General features: G+C 69.7%; 12 protein-coding genes. 10 read left to right on the forward strand and 2 right to left on the reverse strand.

Going from position 1 to position 19,277, the window contains the following annotated elements:
* Nucleotides 1-87: 87 nt before the first annotated feature.
* The gene (locus tag LRD69_RS30485; protein WP_277330075.1) at nucleotides 88-486 is read left to right on the forward strand and encodes a DUF6221 family protein; all 399 of its coding nucleotides are present in this window, start codon (nucleotides 88-90) and stop codon (nucleotides 484-486) included.
* 238 nt (nucleotides 487-724) lie between these two features.
* Nucleotides 725-1,273 (forward strand): DUF4232 domain-containing protein, encoded by a 549-nt coding sequence (locus LRD69_RS30490; protein ID WP_277330076.1) that lies wholly within the window; start codon nucleotides 725-727, stop codon nucleotides 1,271-1,273.
* A 71-nt stretch (nucleotides 1,274-1,344) separates the two neighbouring features.
* Here LRD69_RS30490 and yicI read toward each other — a convergent pair whose 3' ends face one another.
* Nucleotides 1,345-3,630 (reverse strand): alpha-xylosidase, encoded by a 2,286-nt coding sequence (yicI, locus tag LRD69_RS30495; protein ID WP_277330077.1) that lies wholly within the window; start codon nucleotides 3,628-3,630, stop codon nucleotides 1,345-1,347.
* A gap of 61 nt (nucleotides 3,631-3,691) precedes the next feature.
* Nucleotides 3,692-6,568 (reverse strand): glycoside hydrolase family 3 C-terminal domain-containing protein, encoded by a 2,877-nt coding sequence (locus tag LRD69_RS30500; RefSeq protein ID WP_277330078.1) that lies wholly within the window; start codon nucleotides 6,566-6,568, stop codon nucleotides 3,692-3,694.
* Between the two features lie 501 nt (nucleotides 6,569-7,069).
* On the opposite strand from LRD69_RS30500, the gene LRD69_RS30505 reads away from it, so the two are divergent.
* From LRD69_RS30505 to LRD69_RS30540, 8 genes are all read left to right on the forward strand, one after another.
* Nucleotides 7,070-8,740, forward strand: coding sequence for an extracellular solute-binding protein (locus LRD69_RS30505; protein ID WP_277330079.1), 1,671 nt, complete (start codon nucleotides 7,070-7,072; stop codon nucleotides 8,738-8,740).
* 101 nt (nucleotides 8,741-8,841) lie between these two features.
* Nucleotides 8,842-9,924, forward strand: a complete 1,083-nt coding sequence (locus tag LRD69_RS30510) for an ABC transporter permease subunit (protein WP_277330080.1) — start codon at nucleotides 8,842-8,844, stop codon at nucleotides 9,922-9,924.
* Nucleotides 9,921-10,904: a carbohydrate ABC transporter permease gene (locus tag LRD69_RS30515; protein WP_277330081.1), complete on the forward strand. Its 984-nt coding sequence runs from the start codon at nucleotides 9,921-9,923 to the stop codon at nucleotides 10,902-10,904. The genes LRD69_RS30510 and LRD69_RS30515 overlap by 4 nt, the downstream gene beginning before the upstream one ends.
* Before the next feature lie 67 nt (nucleotides 10,905-10,971).
* Nucleotides 10,972-13,227 (forward strand): 1,4-beta-glucanase, encoded by a 2,256-nt coding sequence (locus tag LRD69_RS30520; RefSeq protein WP_277330082.1) that lies wholly within the window; start codon nucleotides 10,972-10,974, stop codon nucleotides 13,225-13,227.
* A gap of 14 nt (nucleotides 13,228-13,241) precedes the next feature.
* A complete protein-coding gene (locus LRD69_RS30525) occupies nucleotides 13,242-15,218 on the forward strand; it encodes a beta-galactosidase (protein ID WP_277330173.1) in 1,977 nt (658 codons plus the stop codon).
* Entirely contained in the window at nucleotides 15,215-17,509 is a 2,295-nt protein-coding gene (locus LRD69_RS30530; protein ID WP_277330083.1) for a glycoside hydrolase N-terminal domain-containing protein, read from the forward strand. Before LRD69_RS30525 ends, LRD69_RS30530 begins: the two co-directional genes overlap by 4 nt.
* A 46-nt stretch (nucleotides 17,510-17,555) precedes the next feature.
* On the forward strand, nucleotides 17,556-18,263 hold the full coding sequence (locus tag LRD69_RS30535) for a hypothetical protein (protein ID WP_277330084.1): 708 nt from the start codon (nucleotides 17,556-17,558) through the stop codon (nucleotides 18,261-18,263).
* A gap of 240 nt (nucleotides 18,264-18,503) precedes the next feature.
* Nucleotides 18,504-19,244, forward strand: a complete 741-nt coding sequence (locus LRD69_RS30540; RefSeq protein ID WP_277330085.1) for a peptidase E — start codon at nucleotides 18,504-18,506, stop codon at nucleotides 19,242-19,244.
* The last annotated feature ends 33 nt before the right edge of the window (nucleotides 19,245-19,277 follow it).

The raw sequence follows: 19,277 nt of genomic DNA on the forward strand, positions 1-19,277 counted from the left end.
GTGCAGTCGCGATGTGCTGTCGCCCTCCGCCGTACGGCATCCTCGTGCCGAACGATCAGGACCTGACGGCGGAGGATGCGGAACCCGATGACTGAAAACTCCGAGATGGTGGCCTTCGTCCGGGCACGCCTGGCCGAGGAGGAACAGGTCGCGCGAGCAGCCGGCGGCGAGAGGTGGCGGTGCCCGGCCGAATCGCCGGGCGAGATCCACGACCGGACCGGCGCGATCGCGTTCAGCCTGCGGACGCATGGCTACGACCGTCACATCGCGCTGCAGGATCCCGCGCGCACGCTGCGACGCATCGAGACGAGCAGGGTCCTCCTGGACGAGTACGAGGAGGTCGCCGCCCTGGACACCGACCGCCCCCACCACGACTTCGCCTCCGGACGCGCGGTGGGACTCGGCTTCGTCGTGCGGCAGCTGGCCGCGGAGGACGCCGGGCACCCCGACTACCAGGCGAAATGGCTGCCACGGTTCAGCCGCTGATCGATCACCGGTCACAAGGAGTGATCACCGGTCGCCGAGGCGGTCGGTGATCTGCGCGCGTCGGCCGATACGCGTCACGCGGGCACCGGCCGACGCGCCCATCCGGGTGCCGGCCGGTGCTCCCGAGGTTCGTGGCCCGCACAACGGGCAGGTCGCAACCGGGCGGCAGATACTGATCAGGTCCGTGCCGCACCAGCCCCAGCCCCGACCACAGGCCGTCGAGCACCCGGAGAGATCCATGCGCCTGCGCCTTACACCCACCTCCGCCTGGACCGTCCCGGCCGCCGCCGCGACCGCCGTGATGCTGGCGGCCACCGGCGCTTGCGCCACGGCCGGCACGGCACACGCCTCGTCGGCCGTCCACCCCGGTACGTGTCAGGAGAAGGCCCTCAGCGTGACGGCGTCGCCCGGCGAACAGCAGAACGAGGTACGCATCCGGGTCACGAATCAGGGCGGTCGCAGCTGTGTCCTGGACAGGACGCCCACGATCACCTTCGCCGGGCTCGACGGCTCCGCGCAGACCGTACCGCCGGCCCGGAGCGGCCGCTACACCCTTGCCGGCGGCGAGCGGGCGTACGCCGCCTTCCGCACCTCGGACCCGGCGAGCAGGGAGGGGCATTTCGTCGGCAGCGTGAGCGTGTCAGCCGATCCGTCGCACTACGGGGTCACCTTCACGGCGGCCTCCGTGGGCATGCCGCAGGGCATCCACGTCTGGGAGCCGGTCACCACGCTGTGGCTGGGGTCGGCGGCCGCCGCGGACTCGGCGCTGGTGGCCGCGCTGGGCTGAGTGTGCCGGCCTCACCGCGCACCCGTAGGACGGGGTGAGGCCGGGTCCGCACCGGCGGCGCACCGCACGTCTCAGGCCACCGGCACCTCGACCGTCCCCGTGCCCTCCCCCGTCGCCCCGGTCTCTTCAGCGATCACGCGGTACGGACGGTCGCTACCGTCGGCCGTCACCCGTATCGAGCCCGCGGCACCGTCCCGTACGACCCGGAAGGTCGCCGCAGTGCCGCCGGTCCGGTCGACCACCACGACCGGCGTTTCGGCCGTCGCGGCCGCGGGGCCGAACACCCGAAGCGTCAGCCCGTCCAGCCAGTCGCCGTCCGGACGCTGGTCGTCGGCGCCCCACGGGAGCACCGCGCCGGGGCGGACCAGCAGCGGAAGGCTGTCGAAGCCGTGCGTCTCCTGGCGCCAGGCCGGGCCGGTGACCGTTTCGCCGGTCAGGAGGTGGGTCCAGGTGCCCTCGGGGACGTAGTACTCGACCCGGCCATCCGCCGTGAAGACGGGGGCCACCAGCAGGTCCGGGCCGAGCATGTACTGGCGGTCCAGCATCCGGGTGGTCGGGTCCGCGGGGAACTCCAGCAGCATCGGTCGCATCATCGGGATGCCCGTGCGGTGGGCCTCGGCAGCCACCCCGTACAGGTACGGCATGAGGCGGTGCTTCAGGAGGGTGAACTTCCGGGCCACGTCCACGGCCTCGTCGCCGAAGGCCCACGGCACGCGGTACGACACGTTGCCGTGCAGCCGGCTGTGCGAGGAGAGCAGGCCGAAGGCGAGCCACCGCTTGAACACGGCGGGGTCGGGAGTGCCTTCGAAGCCTCCGATGTCGTGGCTCCAGAATCCGAAGCCGGACAGCGACAGAGACAGGCCACCGCGCAGCGACTCGGCCATGGCGGTGAACGACGCGAAGCAGTCACCGCCCCAGTGGACGGGGAACTGCTGGCCGCCCGCCGTCGCCGAGCGGGCGAAGAGTACCGCCTCGCCGTGTCCGCGCTCCTTCTCCAGGAGTTCGAAGACGGTCCGGTTGTAGATCTGCGCGTAGTAGTTGTGCATCCGCTCCGGGTCTGAGCCGTCGTGCCAGACGACGTCCGTCGGCACCCGCTCGCCGAAGTCCGTCTTGAAACAGTCGACGCCCTGGTCGAGCAGGACGCGCAGTTTGGCGTTGTACCACTCGCGCGCCGCCGGGTTGGTGAAGTCCACGAGCGCCATGCCCGGCTGCCACAGGTCCCACTGCCAGATGTCGCCGTTGGGGCGTCGCACCAGATAGCCGTGCTCGGCGCCCTCGGCGAAGAGCGGCGACTTCTGGGCGATGTACGGGTTGATCCACATGCTGATGCGCAGACCGCGTTCCTTGAGCCTGGCCAGCATGCCGACCGGGTCGGGGAAGACGTCAGGGTCCCACTGGAAGTCGGACCACTGGTACTCGCGCATCCAGAAGCAGTCGAAGTGGAAGACCGACAGCGGGATGTCCCGCTCGGCCATGCCGTCGACGAACGAGGTGACCGTCTCCTCGTCGTACGACGTACAGAACGACGTGGTCAGCCAGAGTCCGAACGACCAAGCCGGCGGCAGCGCGGGCCGGCCGGTGAGGGCGGTGTAGCGGGCGAGGATCTCCTTCGGTGTCGGGCCGGCGACGATGTAGTACTCCAGCGACTGGTCCTCGACGCTGAACTGCACCTGGCCGACCGACTCCGTGCCGATCTCGAAGGACACCTTGCCGGGGTGGTTGACGAAGACGCCGTAGCCGCGCGAGGAGAGGTAGAACGGGATGTTCTTGTAGGCCTGTTCGCTGCTCGTGCCGCCGTCCGCCTGCCAGATGTCGACGGTCTGGCCGTTCTTGACGTACGGCGTGAACCGCTCGCCGAGCCCGTAGACGTTCTCGCCGACGTCCAGGGCGAGTTGGGCAATCATGTGGTGGGCGCCGTCGGGGGTGGTGGCGAAGGCGGTTCCCTTGCTGTCCACGCCCGTCAGGCGGTGGCCCTCGGCATCGAGGAACGTCATGCCCCACGGCCCGTCGCCGTCCATGCGCAACGTCAGGGGACCGCTGGTCAGTTCGGTGACCGCGCCGTCCCTGCGGGTGCGGGCGGCGGCGGTCGCCGTGTCGAGTCCGGGGAACTCGAAGTCCGGTCCATGGCCGGCCCTGCCGGCGTGATGGGTGGTGCGTACGCCGATGATCCCTTCCGCCGGGGAGAAGCAGTCGACGGTGATGAGAGGGGTGTTGAGGGTGTCGCCGCGCTGGTGGACCTGCTTGACCGCCGCGTAGGCGGTGAACCGGTCGGTGTCGACCCGGAGATCACGGATCTCGGTCGCGTAGCAGGCGCGGACGCCCTCGCGCATCAGCCAGAAGCCGTCGGTGAACTTCATGAGGACTCCTTGCCAGGGACAACTGTTCGGGGACAACGGTCGGGACGGGTGCGCGGCGGAGTCACTCGGTCACTCCTGTGAAGTCGATCCGGGCGAGCCGTACCGTGCCCCGCAGCGTGACGCGCACGTCCTGCACACCGGAGGCGGTCAGCGGGGCCTCGTGGCTGCGGTAGTCGTAGGGCCCGTCGGTCGCGGGGACGGCGACGGCCGCCGTGCGGCCGTCGACCGTGATCTCCACGGAGCCCTCGCCCGCCGCGGACAGGGTGACCGTACGTGCCCCGGCCGCGAAGTCGCAGTGCCGGAAGAGCAGTGCGTTCTCGGGGCCGGTGGCGGTGACGGCGTCGCCGTCCGTCTTCGTACGGTCGACGATCCCGGTGGCCGACTGCTCGTCGTAGTCGGCCGCTTCGAGGCCGCGGTCCAGGACGGGGCGGGGCCCTGACGGCTCGCCGTCGACCGTGACGCCGGCGATGAGTCTGATGTCCGCGGCGGAGGCTCCGACCTGGACTTCGTACGCCCCGGGCTCGACCGTCCACCGGCCGTGCGCCACGTCCCAGTGACCGAGTTCGCTCACCGGCACCGCGAAGTCGACGCGCCGGCCGGCGCCGGGCGCCAGGTGCAGGCGCCGGTGGCCGACGAGCCGGCGCAGCGGACGGACGACGGACGGTGCCACGGCGCGTATGTACAGCTGGGCGACCTCGTCGGAGGCGACGGCGCCCGCGTTGGTGACGGTCACCGACACCCGCAGCAGGTCGCCGTCGCGCTCGGCCGTCAGTCCGGAGTACGTGAACGCGGTGTACGAGAGTCCGTGGCCGAACGGGTAGAGCGGCGTGCCGTCGTAGTAGAGGTACGTCTGCCGTGAGCCGATGATGTCGTAGTCGAGCAGGCCGGGCAGCTCGGCGTCGGAGGTGTACCAGGTCTGCGGAAGCCGGCCGGCCGGAGAGACGTCACCGGACAGGATCCGGGCGAGCGCGGTCCCGGCGGCCTGTCCGCCGTGCGCGGTCCAGAGCAGGGCGGGGAGTGCGGCCGCCGCGCCGGTGAGTGCGTACGGGTAGGCGGAGGTGACCGCCAGCACGGTGCGCGGGTTGGCGGCGTGCGCGGCGCGCCACAGGCGTTCCTGGTGGGCGGGCAGGTCGAGAGTGGTGCGGTCCTCGGTCTCGCGTCCGTTGATGTGCGGGTCGTTGCCGACGACGACGATCACGGTGTCGGCGGCGGCCGCCGCGCGGGCGACGGCGTCCTCGCCGCGTTCGACTACCTCCTGCTCGAAGACGGTGGCGGCGCCCGCTGATCCGTGGCTGGAAGTTTTTTCGTCCGCCGCGGCAACCTTTACGCCGTCGGCGGCAACACACACGTACCCACCCGTTCCGATGTGCACAAGGCGGTGCCCCCCGGCGTGACCTGCCACCTCCTCCCAGCGGAAGGTCTCCTGGACGATCCAGCCGCCGGGCTCGTCCGCGGAGGCGCGTACATAGCCGTCCTCGGCGACCGACAGGTAGCGGCCGTCGGGGGCCCGCAGGGTGAGTACGCCGTCGCCCCAGTCGACAAGTGCCAGTTCGGACGGGGTGTCGCCGCAGGTCAGCGGCGGGAGGTCGGTGCGGCCGACAAGCCGCGCCGGGTCGAGGGCGCCTTCCGCACCACGCCCGGCGCCGGTGCTGTCGCCGGCCTCGGGGATCTGCAGCCAGCCCGCGGCGCACTTCAGGCGGACCAGGTCGGCGCCCTCCGCGAAGGTGACACGGTCCGCGCCGAACCGTGCCCGCAGCCCGTCGAGCGGGGTGGACCGGTGGATCAGCGTGCCGCTGTACCAGTCGAGTTTGCAGGAGTCGGCGAGAAGGCCGACGACCGCGATCGTCCCGGACGCCCCGGGGTCGAGCGGCAGCAGGCCGTCGTTCTTCAGCAGGACGACGGCCTGTTCGGCGGCCTCCTGGGCGAGCGCCCGGTGTTCGGCGGTGTCGAAGGCGACGGTGCCGGCGTACGGGTCGAGTTCGGGGTCGAACTCACCGAGCGAGTAGCGCAGTTCGAGCAGCCGGCGGACAGCGGTGTCGATGTCCGTCTCGTCGATCAGACCCTGGTCCAGCGCGCGCTGGATGCGGCCGATCATGACGGTGGAGTCCTCGCCGTGATCGGTGAAACTGTCGACTCCGGCCTTCAGGGCGGCGGCCGTGGCCTGTTCGTGAGTGTCGAAGTAGTGCTCGGAGTCGACCAGATTGGACGGCGCCCCGGCGTCGGAGCACACCACGAGCGACTGTTCGGTCCAGCTCCGCAACTGCTGGGACAGGAGCGGGGACACATGGTTGGGCCGCCCGTTGACCAGGTTGTACGCGGGCATGACGCCGGCCACGGCGCCCGCCTGCACGGCGTCGCGGAACGCCCGGAGGTCGTACTCGTGCAGCACCCGGGGGCGCACCGACGAGGAGGAGATGTCCCGGTCCGTCTCGTTGTTGTGCGCGAGCCAGTGCTTGAGCACGGGTGCGGTACGCCAGTAGTGCGGGTGGTCGCCGCGCAGTCCCCGGGTGTACGCGACGGCCAGGGCGGAGGTGAGGGCAGTGTCCTCCGCATACCCCTCCTCGCCGCGCCCCCACAGCGGATGGCGCAGCAGATTCACGGTCGGGGCCCAGACGTTGAGACCGACCCGGTCGTCCTTGGCCCGCTTGGCCCGGACCTCGTTGCCGACGGCCTCGCCGACCCGGCGGACCAGTTCGTCGTTCCAGGTCGATCCCAGGCCCACGGCCTGGGGGAAGACGGTCGCGGGGCCCATCCAGGCAACGCCGTGCAGTGCCTCCTGACCGGTGCGGAAGGCGCCGATCCCGAGCCGGTCCACCGCGGGCGCGAACTGGTGCAGCATCGCGATCCGCTCGTCGAGGGTGAGCCGCTGCAGCAGGTCGTCGATGCGTCGGGAGAAGGGCAGTTGCGGGTCGCGGAAGGGCTGCGGTTGTTCCGTCACGTGCGGGTCCCCTTGGAGAGGTGGGAGGTTTTGCGCTGTTCGGGGCCTGCCGAGGATCCGTCCAGCCCTCGGAAGATCTTTCGAAGCGCTTCGATGCTCCGCGTCGAACCCCGTGGGTGTCAAGGCCGCGCTCGGCGCCATTCGCCGCCAACTGGGCTTGATCGACCCGGGAAACGGTTCGGAAACAGGTCGGAGGAATCTGGAAACGGAGTCTTGTGCCTCCGGAACCCTTCACTTAATCTCGCTGCAACATCGAAGCGCTTCGACAGAGTTTCGATGGGGCGCCGATCGCCCTTGATCACCGGGACGGCGACACCCCCTGTCACCGTGTCACCTCCTTGTTGAACCGCTTCACATCGGCCGGTCCAGGCCGGTGGGGCCGGTCCGTCCGGCTCCGCCGGTCACTCCGGCCCCAGCCAGTAACGCCCCACCTCAGACACAGGAGCCGAACGGCGGTCGCCCGCCGCGTGTCGTCCTGGTGCGCCTCGAAGGGTTGACGCAATGACGCCGAATTCCTCCCCCGCCTCCACCGCCCCGAGCCGGCGAAGCTTCCTGGCCTCTGGCGCAGTTGCCGCGGTCGCCGTGGCCGGCGGGATGCCGCTGCTCGCCGCCTGCGGCGGTGGCTCCGGTTCCGGGAGCAAGGAAGGTACGACGACGGGCAAGGCACTCAAGAAGGTCCTTCCGGACTACGCCCCGTCGAACCTGGTCCAGCCCGACGTGGCGAGCGTCAACGGTTCGAGCCCCGGCTTCACCAAGCTGCCCGATCCGCTGGCCACCTCGGTCAAGTCCACACCGGGCAAGGGCTCCACGTTCCGCATCATGACCCCGCTGTGGGGAACCGTCCCGAAGAAGAACAACCCGTACTACACGGCCGTGAACAAGGCGGTCGGCGCGACGCTGAACTTCGACCCGCAGGACGGCAACACGTACCAGGACAAGATCGGCGCGGTGCTCGCCGGCTCCGACATCCCGGATGTCGTGACCATCCCCGGCTGGAACATGCAGGGACAGATCCGTAATGCGATCACGGCCAAGTTCGCCGACCTGAGCCCGTATCTGGCGGGTGACGCGGTCAAGAAGTACCCGAACCTCGCGAACATCCCGACCGGCGCCTGGCAGTACTCCGTCTTCGGCGGCAAGCTCCGCGGTCTGCCCATGCCGACGCCGATCATCGGCAACGCGATCTTCTACCGCAAGGACCTGATCGGCTCCGGAGCCCTCCCTGCGAGCGCCGACGATCTGCTGGCCTTCGGCAAGGAGTACACGGACGCGAAGAAGAAGGTCTGGGCCTTCGACGACCTGTGGACCTGCATCCAGAAGATCTTCGGGCTGCTGCCCGACGCCCCGCACTACTGGAAGCTGGAGAACGGCAAGCTCGTCCACAAGATCGAGACGCAGGAGTACCGGGAAGCCCTCGCCTTCGCACGCAAGCTCCACGATGGCGGCTATGTCCACCCGGACGCCGAGGCCGGCAAGGACGCCGACTCCAAGATCCGATTCACCGGCGGGCACGTCCTGATGTACAACGACGGCACCGGCGGCTGGAAGGGAATGGTCACTGAACAGGCCGCCGCCAACCCGAAGTTCGACATGCAGGCGCTGGACCTCTTCAACCATGACGGCGGAAAGCCGGTCCTGTGGCAGGACGACCCGGCGGGCATCTTCACCTTCCTCAGCAAGAAGATGTCCAAGGCGCAGATCGAGGAGTTCCTCGCGATCGCCGACTACGCCGCGGCGCCATACGGCACCAAGGAGTTCATGCTCACCAACTACGGCGTGCAGGACACCCACTACACGATCAAGGACGGGGTGCCGACCTTCACCCCGCAGGGCGTCCAGGAGGCTCAGCCCTCCACCTTCCTCTTCCTTGCCTCGCCGCCGACCTCCATCGCGTACCCCGACGAGCCGCAGCTGGTGAAGGACTACGCCGACTGGATGGCGCGGCAGGCCCCGTACATCAAGAAGCCGCTCTTCTTCGGCATGCAGATCGTCGAACCGCAGCGGTACGCCTCCCTGTACACGCCCTTCGACGACCTGCAGAAGGACATCCGGCGCGGCCGCAAGAAGGTCGGCGACATCGACGCCGCGGTGACGACGTGGAAGAACAGCGGCGGTGACAAGCTGCGCGACTGGTACCAGGACATTCTCGACAAGAACGGCTCCGGCAACTGAGCGTACGGCGGACACGGGCCGGTACGTACGACAGCAGGACGGCCGCCGGGTACAGGGATCCCCGGCGGCCAGGGCGGAGAGCACGACATGGGGAGCACACGGTGAAGCCACGGGCCATGGTCGCGGCCGAAACGGACCGCGCGGCCGACCGGGCGACGGGTCCGGTCGGCGACGGCGAAAGCGGGCACAGCAGGAGCCGGGACAACATCGGCGCCACGAGCGGCAAGGCAGGGAAGTCGCGGGCCGCGGGGAGGACTCCACCCGCGGGCGGCATCACCTGGCGGCAACGGCTGCGCCGGGACCGCACCCTGATCCTGATGACGCTGCCCGCCATCGCCCTGCTGCTGATCTTCAACTACATCCCGCTGCTCGGGAACATCGTGGCCTTCCAGGACTACGACGTGTACGACCTGGGCATCACCGGCAGCCCCTTCGTCGGCATCGACAACTTCACCCGGATCTTCCAGGACTACCGCTTCTGGGAAGTCCTGATCAACACGCTGGTCATCTTCCTGACCCAGCTGCTCCTCTTCTTCCCCATCCCGATCGCCATCGCCCTGCTGCTCAACACGATCATGAGCGCGCGGGTGCGGGCCTGGGTGCAGGCCGTCGTCTATCTGCCGCACTTCTTCTCCTGGGTGCTCGTCGTCACCGTCTTCCAGCAGATGTTCGGCGGGGCCGGCCTGGTCGCCCAGTGGCTGCGCGAACACGGCCACGAGGGCTTCGACCTGATGACCAATGCGAGCTTCTTCAAGTTCCTGGTCACCGCCCAGGCCGTATGGAAGGACGCGGGCTGGGGCGTGATCGTCTTCCTCGCCGCTCTCGCAGCCGTCAACACCGATCTGTACGAGGCGGCGGCCGTCGACGGTGCGGGACGCTGGCGCCGCATGTGGCACGTGACGCTGCCCGCGCTGCGCCCGGTCATCGCGCTGCTGCTCGTCCTGAGGGTCGGCAGCGCCCTCAATCTCGACTTCGAACAGATCCTGCTCCAGCGCGACCAGGTCGGTCCGGGCGCCTCCGAAATCCTCGACACCTACATCTGGTGGACGGGCATCAAGACCGGCGACTTCGGCTACGCGGCCGCCGCCGGAATCTTCAAGGGACTCTTCAGCGTCGCCATGGTGCTGGGTGCGAACAAGGTCGCCCACATGCTGGGCGAACAGGGGGTGTACTCCAAGAAATGACGACTCTCCTGGAAACGGACAAGAACAGCGGCCGTACGGAAGGGCCCGCGACGGCCCCCGCCGAGACACCCCTCCAACGCGCGCTGCGGATCGAACCCCGCCCCGTGTGGGAGGAGGAACCCACCAAGGCGGGCATCGCGTTCAAGGGCTTCGGTCTCGTCGCGATCTGCGCGGTGGTGCTCATCCCCCTGTGGGTGGTGATCGTCACCAGCCTCTCCGACACGAAGACGATCAACGACGCGGGCGGTCTGGTCATCTGGCCGAAGACCGTCACCTTCGTCGCGTACAAGGAGCTGCTCGGCGGCGGCACCGTCACCCGGGCCGCACTGGTGAGCGTCGGCCTGACCGTCGTCGGTACGGCGTTCAGCATGGTGATCTCGGTGCTCTGCGCCTACGGGCTGAGCCGGCGGGACTCCTTCGCGCACAGCAAGCTGCTGATGACGCTGATGGCGACGATGTTCTTCGGCGCCGGGCTCATCCCCACCTATCTGCTGGTCACGGGCATCGGACTGAGCAACAGCTACTGGTCGATGATCCTGCCCAGCGCGATCAGCGTCTTCAACATCCTGGTGCTGCGCGGCTTCTTCATGGACACCGCACCCGAACTGATCGACGCGGCCCGGATCGACGGCGCGGGCGAGTGGCGGATCCTGCTGCAGATCGTCATGCCACTGTCCCGCGCGGTGATCGCGGTGATCTCGCTCTTCTACGCGGTCGGCTACTGGAGCCAGTGGTTCAACGCGATGCTCTACATCCAGGACAGCGAGAAGTACCCGCTCCAGATGATCCTGCGTCAGCTCGTCCTCCAGCACCAGGTGCCGCCGGGCGCCATGGGTGCGGCGGTCAGCAGTGGGCAGATCAACAGCCTTGCCGTGCAGATGGCGGTGATGGTGCTGGCGCTGATCCCGGTCGCGGTGCTGTCGCCGTTCGTCCAGAAGCACTTCCAGAAGGGCATGCTCACGGGCGCCGTGAAGGGCTGACCCGCAGCACGGACCCCGCATCGCACAGCTCACCCTCTTCCCCCCTCCCCACCGGAAGGTGTCCGCCATGCGCGTTTCGTCCGCGCCCACGCCCAGCCGTCGTACCGTGCTCGCCGGAGCAGCTGTCGCCGCAGCGGCTGCGGCTCTGCCGGTCGCGGCACCCGCCGCTGCGGCGAACCGGCACAAGGCCGAGGGCGCTCAGGCCCACCTGTGGCGCACGGCCGCGATCGGCGGCACCGGCTTCGTCACCGGCCTGCTGTTCCACCCGACGGTCCGGGGCCTGGCGTACGCCCGTACCGACATCGGCGGCGCCTACCGCTGGGACGACCGGCAGGCCCGATGGATCCCGCTCACCGACCAGGTGGGCTGGGACGACTGGAATCTGCTCGGTGTCGAGGCCCTGGCCGTGGACCCGGCCCACCCCGATCGCCTGTATCTCGCACTCGGTACGTACGCCCAGTCGTGGGCCGGACCGGGTGCGGTGCTGCGGTCCGAGGACCGGGGGACGACGTGGGTGCGCACGGACCTGACCGTACGGCTCGGGGCGAACGAGGACGGCCGGGGCGCCGGTGAGCGGCTGCTCGTCGACCCGCGCGACAGTGAGCAGCTCTGGCTCGGCACGCGTCACGACGGACTGCTGCGCTCCACGGACCGGGGTGCCACCTGGGCGGCGGCGGACTTCCCCGCCACGCCGTCGGCGACCGGCCAGGGCATCACGTTCCTGGTCGCCGCGGGCCGCACGGTGTACGCGGGCTGGGGCGACGGCGGCACCCCGCTCTACCGTACGAATGCCTCCGGCGGCTGGGAGGCGGTGCCCGGTCAGCCGTCCGGTGGCGCCGCGGCGTCCCGGGTACCGATCCGGGCGGCGTACGACTCCAAGGCCCATGCCCTGTACGTCACGTACGCCGATGCGCCCGGACCCAACGGACAGTCCGACGGCTCGGTGCACCGCCTCGACACAGTGACGGGCAGCTGGACGGATGTCACTCCGGTGGCGCCGGACTCCGGTTCCGGGGACGGCTTCGGATACGGCGGGGTCGCCGTCGACGCCCGACGGGCCGGCACGGTGGTCGTCACCACCAACAACCGGTGGTCGCAGATCGACACCGTGTTCCGTTCCACCGACGGCGGCGCCACCTGGACGTCCCTCAAGGACACGGCGGTCCTGGATGTGTCGGAGACGCCGTATCTGCGCTGGGGCGGGGACTCCGCCAAGTTCGGCTGGTGGATCCAGGCCGTCGCCGTCGACCCGTACGACTCGCGGCACATCGTGTTCGGCACCGGCGCCACGGTCTTCGGGACCCGCGATCTCGTCCACTGGGCGCCGCAGATCCGCGGCCTGGAGGAGTCCGCGGTGAAGTTCCTGATCGCCCCGCCGACGGGCGGCGCCCGACTGCTCAGCGGGCTGGGCGACATCGGCGTGATGTACCACGAGTCGCTGACCGCGTCCCCGTCCCGCGGCATGGCGTCGAACCCGGTCTTCGGTACGGCCACCGGTCTCGCTCTGGCCGCCCTCAAGCCCTCCTATGTCGTACGGACGGGCTGGCCGTCCGGCTCGGCCGCGGCGGGAGCGTACTCGAACGACGGCGGCAGCAGCTGGCAGCCGTTCGCCGCCCAGCCGGATATCGCGGCCTCGGCGCCCGGACCGGTCGCGGTCGCGGCGGACGGAGCCACCCTGCTCTGGTCGTTCATCCACTGGGACGGCACGAAGTATCCGGCGCACCGCTCCACGGACAACGGCGCGACATGGACCGAGGTGACCACCTTCCCCAAGGGAGGCACACCGGTCGCCGATCCGCTCGACCCGACGCGCTTCTATGTGTACGACACGGACACCGGCGCGGTCTTCCGCTCCACGGACTCCGGTGCCACCTTCACCCGGGGTGCGAGTCACCTTCCTTCCGGTGACGTCCAGTTCAAAATCGCCGCCGCACCCGGACGCAGCGGCGACCTGTGGCTGTCGGCGAAGGACAACGGCCTGTTCCGCTCCACGGACGGCGGAATGACCTTCACCTCCGTGCCGGGCTGCCAGGCCTCGCACACGCTCGGCTTCGGCGCGGCCGCGCCCGCCGCCGGCAGGCACTCCGGCCGCGGGGCACGCGCCTGCTACCCGGCGGTCTTCCAGACCGGACGGGTCTCCGCAACCTTCGACGGGGTGGCGGTGCTGCGCTCGGACGATGCGGGCGTCACCTGGGTCCGGATCAACGACGACAGCCACCAGTGGGGCTGGACCGGTGAAGTGATCACCGGCGACCCCCGTGTCCACGGCCGGGTCTACCTGGGCACCAACGGCCGCGGCATCCAGTACGCGGACCCGGAATGAGGATCGAGAAGTCCATGCCGTCCCTGCGCGACGCAGCCCGTGGCCGCATTCTCTTCGGCGGCGACTACAACCCCGAGCAGTGGCCCGAGGAGGTGTGGGAGGACGACGTCCGGCTGATGAAGGAGGCCGGGGTCAACTCCGTCACCCTCGGGGTGTTCTCGTGGGCGAAGATCGAACCACGCCCCGGAGCACGGGAGTTCGGCTGGCTTGACCGGCTGATGGAACTGCTGCACGCCCATGGCATCGGCGTCGTGCTCGCCACACCGACCGCGTCCCCGCCGCCGTGGATGGGGGCGCAGCACCCGGAGACGCTGCCGCGCGCCGAGGACGGGGCGATCGTCTGGTACGGGTCGCGGCAGCAGTTCTGCGCGAGTTCGCCGGTCTACCGGCGTTACGCGGCGTCCCTCACCGAGGACCTGGCGGCACGGTACGCCGGCCATCCGGCGCTGACCGTGTGGCACATCAACAACGAGTACTGCACGCACTGCTGGTGCGACGCGACCGCCGCGCACTTCCGTGACTGGCTGCGCGACCGCTACGACTCCGTCGACGGGCTCAACGAGGCCTGGGGAACGGCCTTCTGGAGTCAGCGTTACGACACCTGGGCGGAGATCCTGCCGCCGCGGAAGGCGCAGTACATGCACAACCCGGCGCAGGTGCTGGACTTCAAGCGGTTCACGTCCGACGCCCTGATGGAGTGCTACATGGCGGAGCGCGACATCGTGGCCCGGCACACCCCCCACATTCCGGTGACGACCAACTTCATGCCGTTGTGGTCGGGGCAGGACGCCTGGGCGTGGTCCGCGCAGGAGGACATCGTCTCGGTCGACGTCTATCCCGACCCGAAGGACCCGTTGGGCGGCCAGTACAACGCGATGCTCGCCGATATGACGCGCTCGCAGGCCGCAGGGCCGTGGATGCTGATGGAACAGGCCGCGGGCGCGGTGAACTGGCGGGGCGTCAACCATCCCAAGCCGGCCGGCCTCAACCGGCTCTGGTCGCTCCAGTCCGTGGCGCGCGGCGCCGATGCCGTCTGCTACTTCCAGTGGCGCCAGTCCCGTCAGGGCTCCGAGAAGTTCCACTCGGGAATGGTCACGCACGCCGGCGAGCACGGCCGCACGTTCCGGGAGATCAAGCAGCTCGGGGCCGAACTGGCAACGATAGGGACAGCGGTGAGCGGCACGGACGTGCCGGACGATGTGGCGGTCCTGCACGACTGGGACTCCTGGTGGGCGGGCTCCCAGGAGGGTCGGCCCTCCTCCCTCCTCGACTACCCGCAGACGGTTCAGAGCTGGCACCGGGCTCTGTGGGAGAGCGGTGTCGCCACCGGATTCGCCCGCCCCGAGGACGACTTGACCCGCTTCCGGATGGTGGTCGTACCCCAGCTGTATCTGCTGACGGACACCGCGATCGACAACCTCGTCTCCTACGCACGCGGCGGCGGGACACTGGTCTGCGGCTTCTTCACCGGGGTCGCCGACCCGGACGACCGGATCCGCCCGGGCGGCATGGACGCGCGGCTGCGCACGCTGTTCGGTATCCGCACGCTCCACGAGTGGTGGCCGCTCGACGCGGACACGACAGTGGAGTGCGACGGCTTCCGGGCCACGGTCTGGTCCGAGGAACTGGAGGCGGAACCGGGTGCGGAGGTCGTCTCCGCCTACCGGGGCGGCGAGCTGGACGGACTGCCCGCCGTGCTGCGCAAGGACCGCGCGTACTACGTGTCCACGCTCCCCGAGCCGCAGGCCCTGCGTGCCCTGCTAGGCCGGGTGGCGGCCGAGGCGGGGGCGGCGCCCGTGCTGGCCGGGCTGCCCGAAGGTGTGGAGGCGGTGCGCCGAGGCGAGCTGCTGTTCCTGCTGCACCACGGCCGTGGCAGCGTCACCGTGCCGGTTCCCGGCGCGTACGTGGACCTGCTGACCGGGAAGACCGTCGACGGCAACGTGGAGCTGGGCCGCTACGGCGTGGCCGTACTGCGTGGCGCGACACCGTGAGGAGCCGTGCGGCGGCCGATGTCCCGGGCCGCGACGGTACGTGGGAACCACGCCCCGCCGTGCGTTGGGAGGACGCCTTCCTCGGCGGCAACGGCCGGCACGGCGCCATGGTGTACGGGGATCCCGTCGACGACCGGGTCATCGTCAACCACCACACCCTGGTCCGTCCCAACGGCAGCGAGCACGCCCGCCCGCCCGAGCTCGCCGACGGGCTGAAGCAGCTGCAGGATGCTCTGCTGGCCGGGGACACGGCGGCGGCCGAGCGGTTCGGGGCTGATCACCCGCTGCTGTGGGTCCAGCCGTTCCACCCCGCGTTCCAGACCCGGGTCCGCCGCACTCCTTACCCCGCCGCTCACCACGCGGGGGCGACCCGCTACCGCCGCACCGTCGACTTCGCCACCGGGGAGATCCGCGCGTCGCACGACGACTGGCGCAGCCAGGTCTTCGTCTCGCGGGCCGATGATGTGGTCGTCCAGCGCATCGCCGGCTTCGGGCCGGCCGCGGAGGTGACCCTGGACCACGCGCTGCCCGGCGCACCGCCGCATCTCGCCATCGGGCGCAGCACCGTACTGACCGCCGACGGTGCCCGGTTGGCACTCCGGGTGGGCTACCCGGACAGCGAGCTCGCCTACACCGGCGTCACGACGGCCCGGGTGGACAGCGGCACGGTGACGGTGTCCGGCGAGGGCATCCGTATCGAGGGGGCACGGAGCCTGCTCCTGCTGACCCGGGTGCGACGCCATGCGGGCGACCTGGACCTCAGCGAGGAATGGGCGGCGCTGCCGGACGACGACTTCGCCACGCTGTTCGCCCGGCATCAGCCCCTGCACCGCACCGCCTACGAGCGCACCACGCTCACCCTGCATGCCGGCGCATGCCAACGGGAGCTGCCCGGAAGCGAGCTGATCCGGCTCTCCGGAAGCCCCGCACTTCTGGAGCGGCTGTTCGCGGCGGGCCGCTACCATCTGCTCTCCGCCTCCGGGGAGCTCCCACCGCGTCTGACCGGTCTCTGGACCGGCGACTGGGACACGGCCTGGTCCGGCGCGTTCACCACCAACGCCAATCTCAACCTGCAGATCGCATCGGCCGCAGCGGCTGCGCTTCCCGAGGTCTCCGAAGCCCATGCCCGTCTGGTCCACGGCCAGTTGGACGACTGGCGGGACAATGCGCGCGCGATCTTCGGCGCCAGGGGGATCGTCGCCCCGTCCCACACCGACGGCGCGTCCGGCCACACCCGCCACTTCCAGCGCGCCTATCCGCTGCATCTGTGGACAGCGGGTGCCGACTGGCTGCTGCAACCGCTCCTCGAACACGAGGAGACCACCGGCGTCACCGACCCGCTTCTGACCGATGCACTGGTCGAAGTCGCCGAGTTCTACGAGGACTTCCTCACCCGGCACACCCCGGACGGCGCCCTTGTGGTGGTTCCCTCGTACTCACCGGAGAACCGCCCGGCCAACGCGAGCTGGGGAACGGTCAACGCCACCATGGACATCGCGGCAGCCCGTCACGCCCTGACGACAGCCGCCGACCGCTCCCCCGGACACCCCGCCGCCACCGGATGGCGCACCCTCGCCGGCCGGCTCCCCCGGTTTCTCGTCAACGAGGACGGGGCCCTCGCCGAATGGTCGTGGCCCGGCCTGCACGAGACGTACGACCACCGCCACCTCAGCCACCTCTACCCGGTGTGGCCGCTGACCACGATCAACCCGTACGACACCCCGGAGCTGGCCCACGCCGCACACCGCGCACTTGAACTGCGCGGATCGGAGAACGACTCCGCCCACGGCCATCTGCACCAGGCCCTGATCGCGGCCCGGCTCCGGGACGGCCGGCGGGTCCAGGACGCGCTGGGAGCCGTACTGGCGGGCGACTACTTCCACACCTCGCTGATGAGCGCCCACTATCCGGCCCGCAATGTCTACAACGCGGATGCCGCCCATGCGCTGCCCGCGGTGGTCGTCGAGATGCTCGTCCAGTCCGCACCGGACCGACTCGTCCTGCTGCCCGCTCTTCCCGCCGGATATCCGGCCGGTGAACTGCGCGGCGTACGGACCAGGTTCGGGGCCCGTCTGGATCTTTCCTGGTCCGACGACGGCCATGCCACAGCCGTCCTGCACCCCACCCGTGACGCCCGCGTCGATGTGCGCGCGGGCGACGGGCTCACGCTCTCCGAATCCGTGACACGGCGCTCCACCGAACCCCCCACCAAGAACTCCGCCGGAACTCCCGTGGCTCTACTGGACCTGACGGCCGGCGTGGACCGCACCCTCGCTCTGAGACCGCGGTAGCACTTCCCCCCACCCACCCCCCCCCCGCACCATGGAAGGGACACCCATGGCACGACGCACCCTCAGCAGGTTCGTACTGGCACCCGCGGCCGCGGTGGCCGCCCTGATCGGCTTCGCCGCCGCTCCGGCCCAGGCCGCGATCTGGTCCTCCTCGGACCAGTGGGGCAACTACACCACCAGCGACGGCTACACCCTGTACAACAACATCTGGGGTTCGGGCGCGGGCGCCCAGACCATCTGGGCCAACTCCTCCAGCAACTGGGGCGTATGGGCCGACCACCCGCACACGGGCGGCATCAAGTCCTACCCCAACGCCAAGAAGGTCGTCGGCAAGTCCATCACCTCCCTGGCATCGCTCTCCAGCAACTACAACGTCACCGTCCCGTCGGCCGGTGACTACAACACCTCGTACGACATCTGGGACACCGACTACGACTACGAGGTGATGCTCTGGGTCAACTACAACGGCGCCGTCGGCGCCCTCGGCACCTCGCAGGGGACGGTGACGCTCGGCGGTCACACGTGGACCGTCTACAAGGGCGACAACGGCTCCAACCAGGTCTTCTCGTTCCTGCGGACCTCGGACTCCACCTCGGGCACGGTGAACATCCTGCCGATCCTGAAGTGGATCAAGGACACCAAGGGCTGGTGGGGCAACGAGACCATCGGCGACGTCCAGTTCGGCTACGAGATCACCTCGTCGGCGGGCGGCCTGGACTTCATGACGAACGGGTTCAGTGTCTCGTCCAGCTGACCTGCTGACGGAGGGAGCCGGCCCTGCTCGGGGCCGGCTCGTTCGTGTTGTCCGTCTTTTTCCGGACCAAGGACTGGATCGGAAACTGGTCGCCCTGCAGCCGTTCTCCGTCCGTGGGTGAGCCCTGTCCTGTGCTGGGTGGACAGGACGACGGATCTATCCGATTGCGGACGGAGCCGATGGCTTGACATCGTTCGGGGCGTCGTCCGCGTCTGAATCATGAACTGAGGAGGCATCCGCGTGGCTGTCGATCCGGAACGTCGTCTGGCTCTCCTTGGAGGTGGCTTCTCCACCGATGACGATGGCCTGCTGGATGACTGGGTGCTAGATCAGGTGCGTGCTCCTCGGCCCAAGGTCTGCTTCGTTCCGACAGCCAGTGGCGACGCCCCCGCTTACGTCGAGCGATTTCTCGCGGCGTACCAGTCACGTCCCTGCGAGCCCAGTGTCTTGCGGTTGTTCCGGCGGGAGCTCGATGACGACGCTCTGCGAACGTTCCTGCTCTCTCAGGACATCGTCTATGTGGGTGGGGGCAACACCGCGAACCTGCTGGCGGTGTGGCGCACGCACGGCGTTGACCACATACTGCACGAGGCCTTTGCCGGCGGGACCCTGCTCTGCGGTATCAGTGCCGGCGCCAACTGCTGGGCCGAGGGCTCGCATACCGACTCCTTCGGGCCGCTGACCCACCTCGCTGACGGGTTGGGCCTGCTGTCCGGCTCGGTCTGCCCCCATTACGACAGTGAGCCGGGCCGTCGAGCGTCCTATCAGGCGGCCATCGCAACCGGCGAACTTCCGGCCGGTTGGGCAGTGGAGGACGGCGTCGGTGCCCTCTTCACGGGCGGCAGGTTGACGGACTCGGTGACTCGCACACCTCAGGCCCGTCTGTATCGGGTAGAGCCGGACGGAGGTAGCGGAGTCAAGGAACAAGCCCTGCCATGTCGTCCGCTCGTCACAGCGCACCGGCCCACTCCGACCGCGTGAAGTGGTGATGTGTGAGCCACTGGGCTCTCAGCT

Source organism: Streptomyces sp. JH14, assembly GCF_029428675.1.
Lineage (GTDB): Bacteria > Actinomycetota > Actinomycetes > Streptomycetales > Streptomycetaceae > Streptomyces.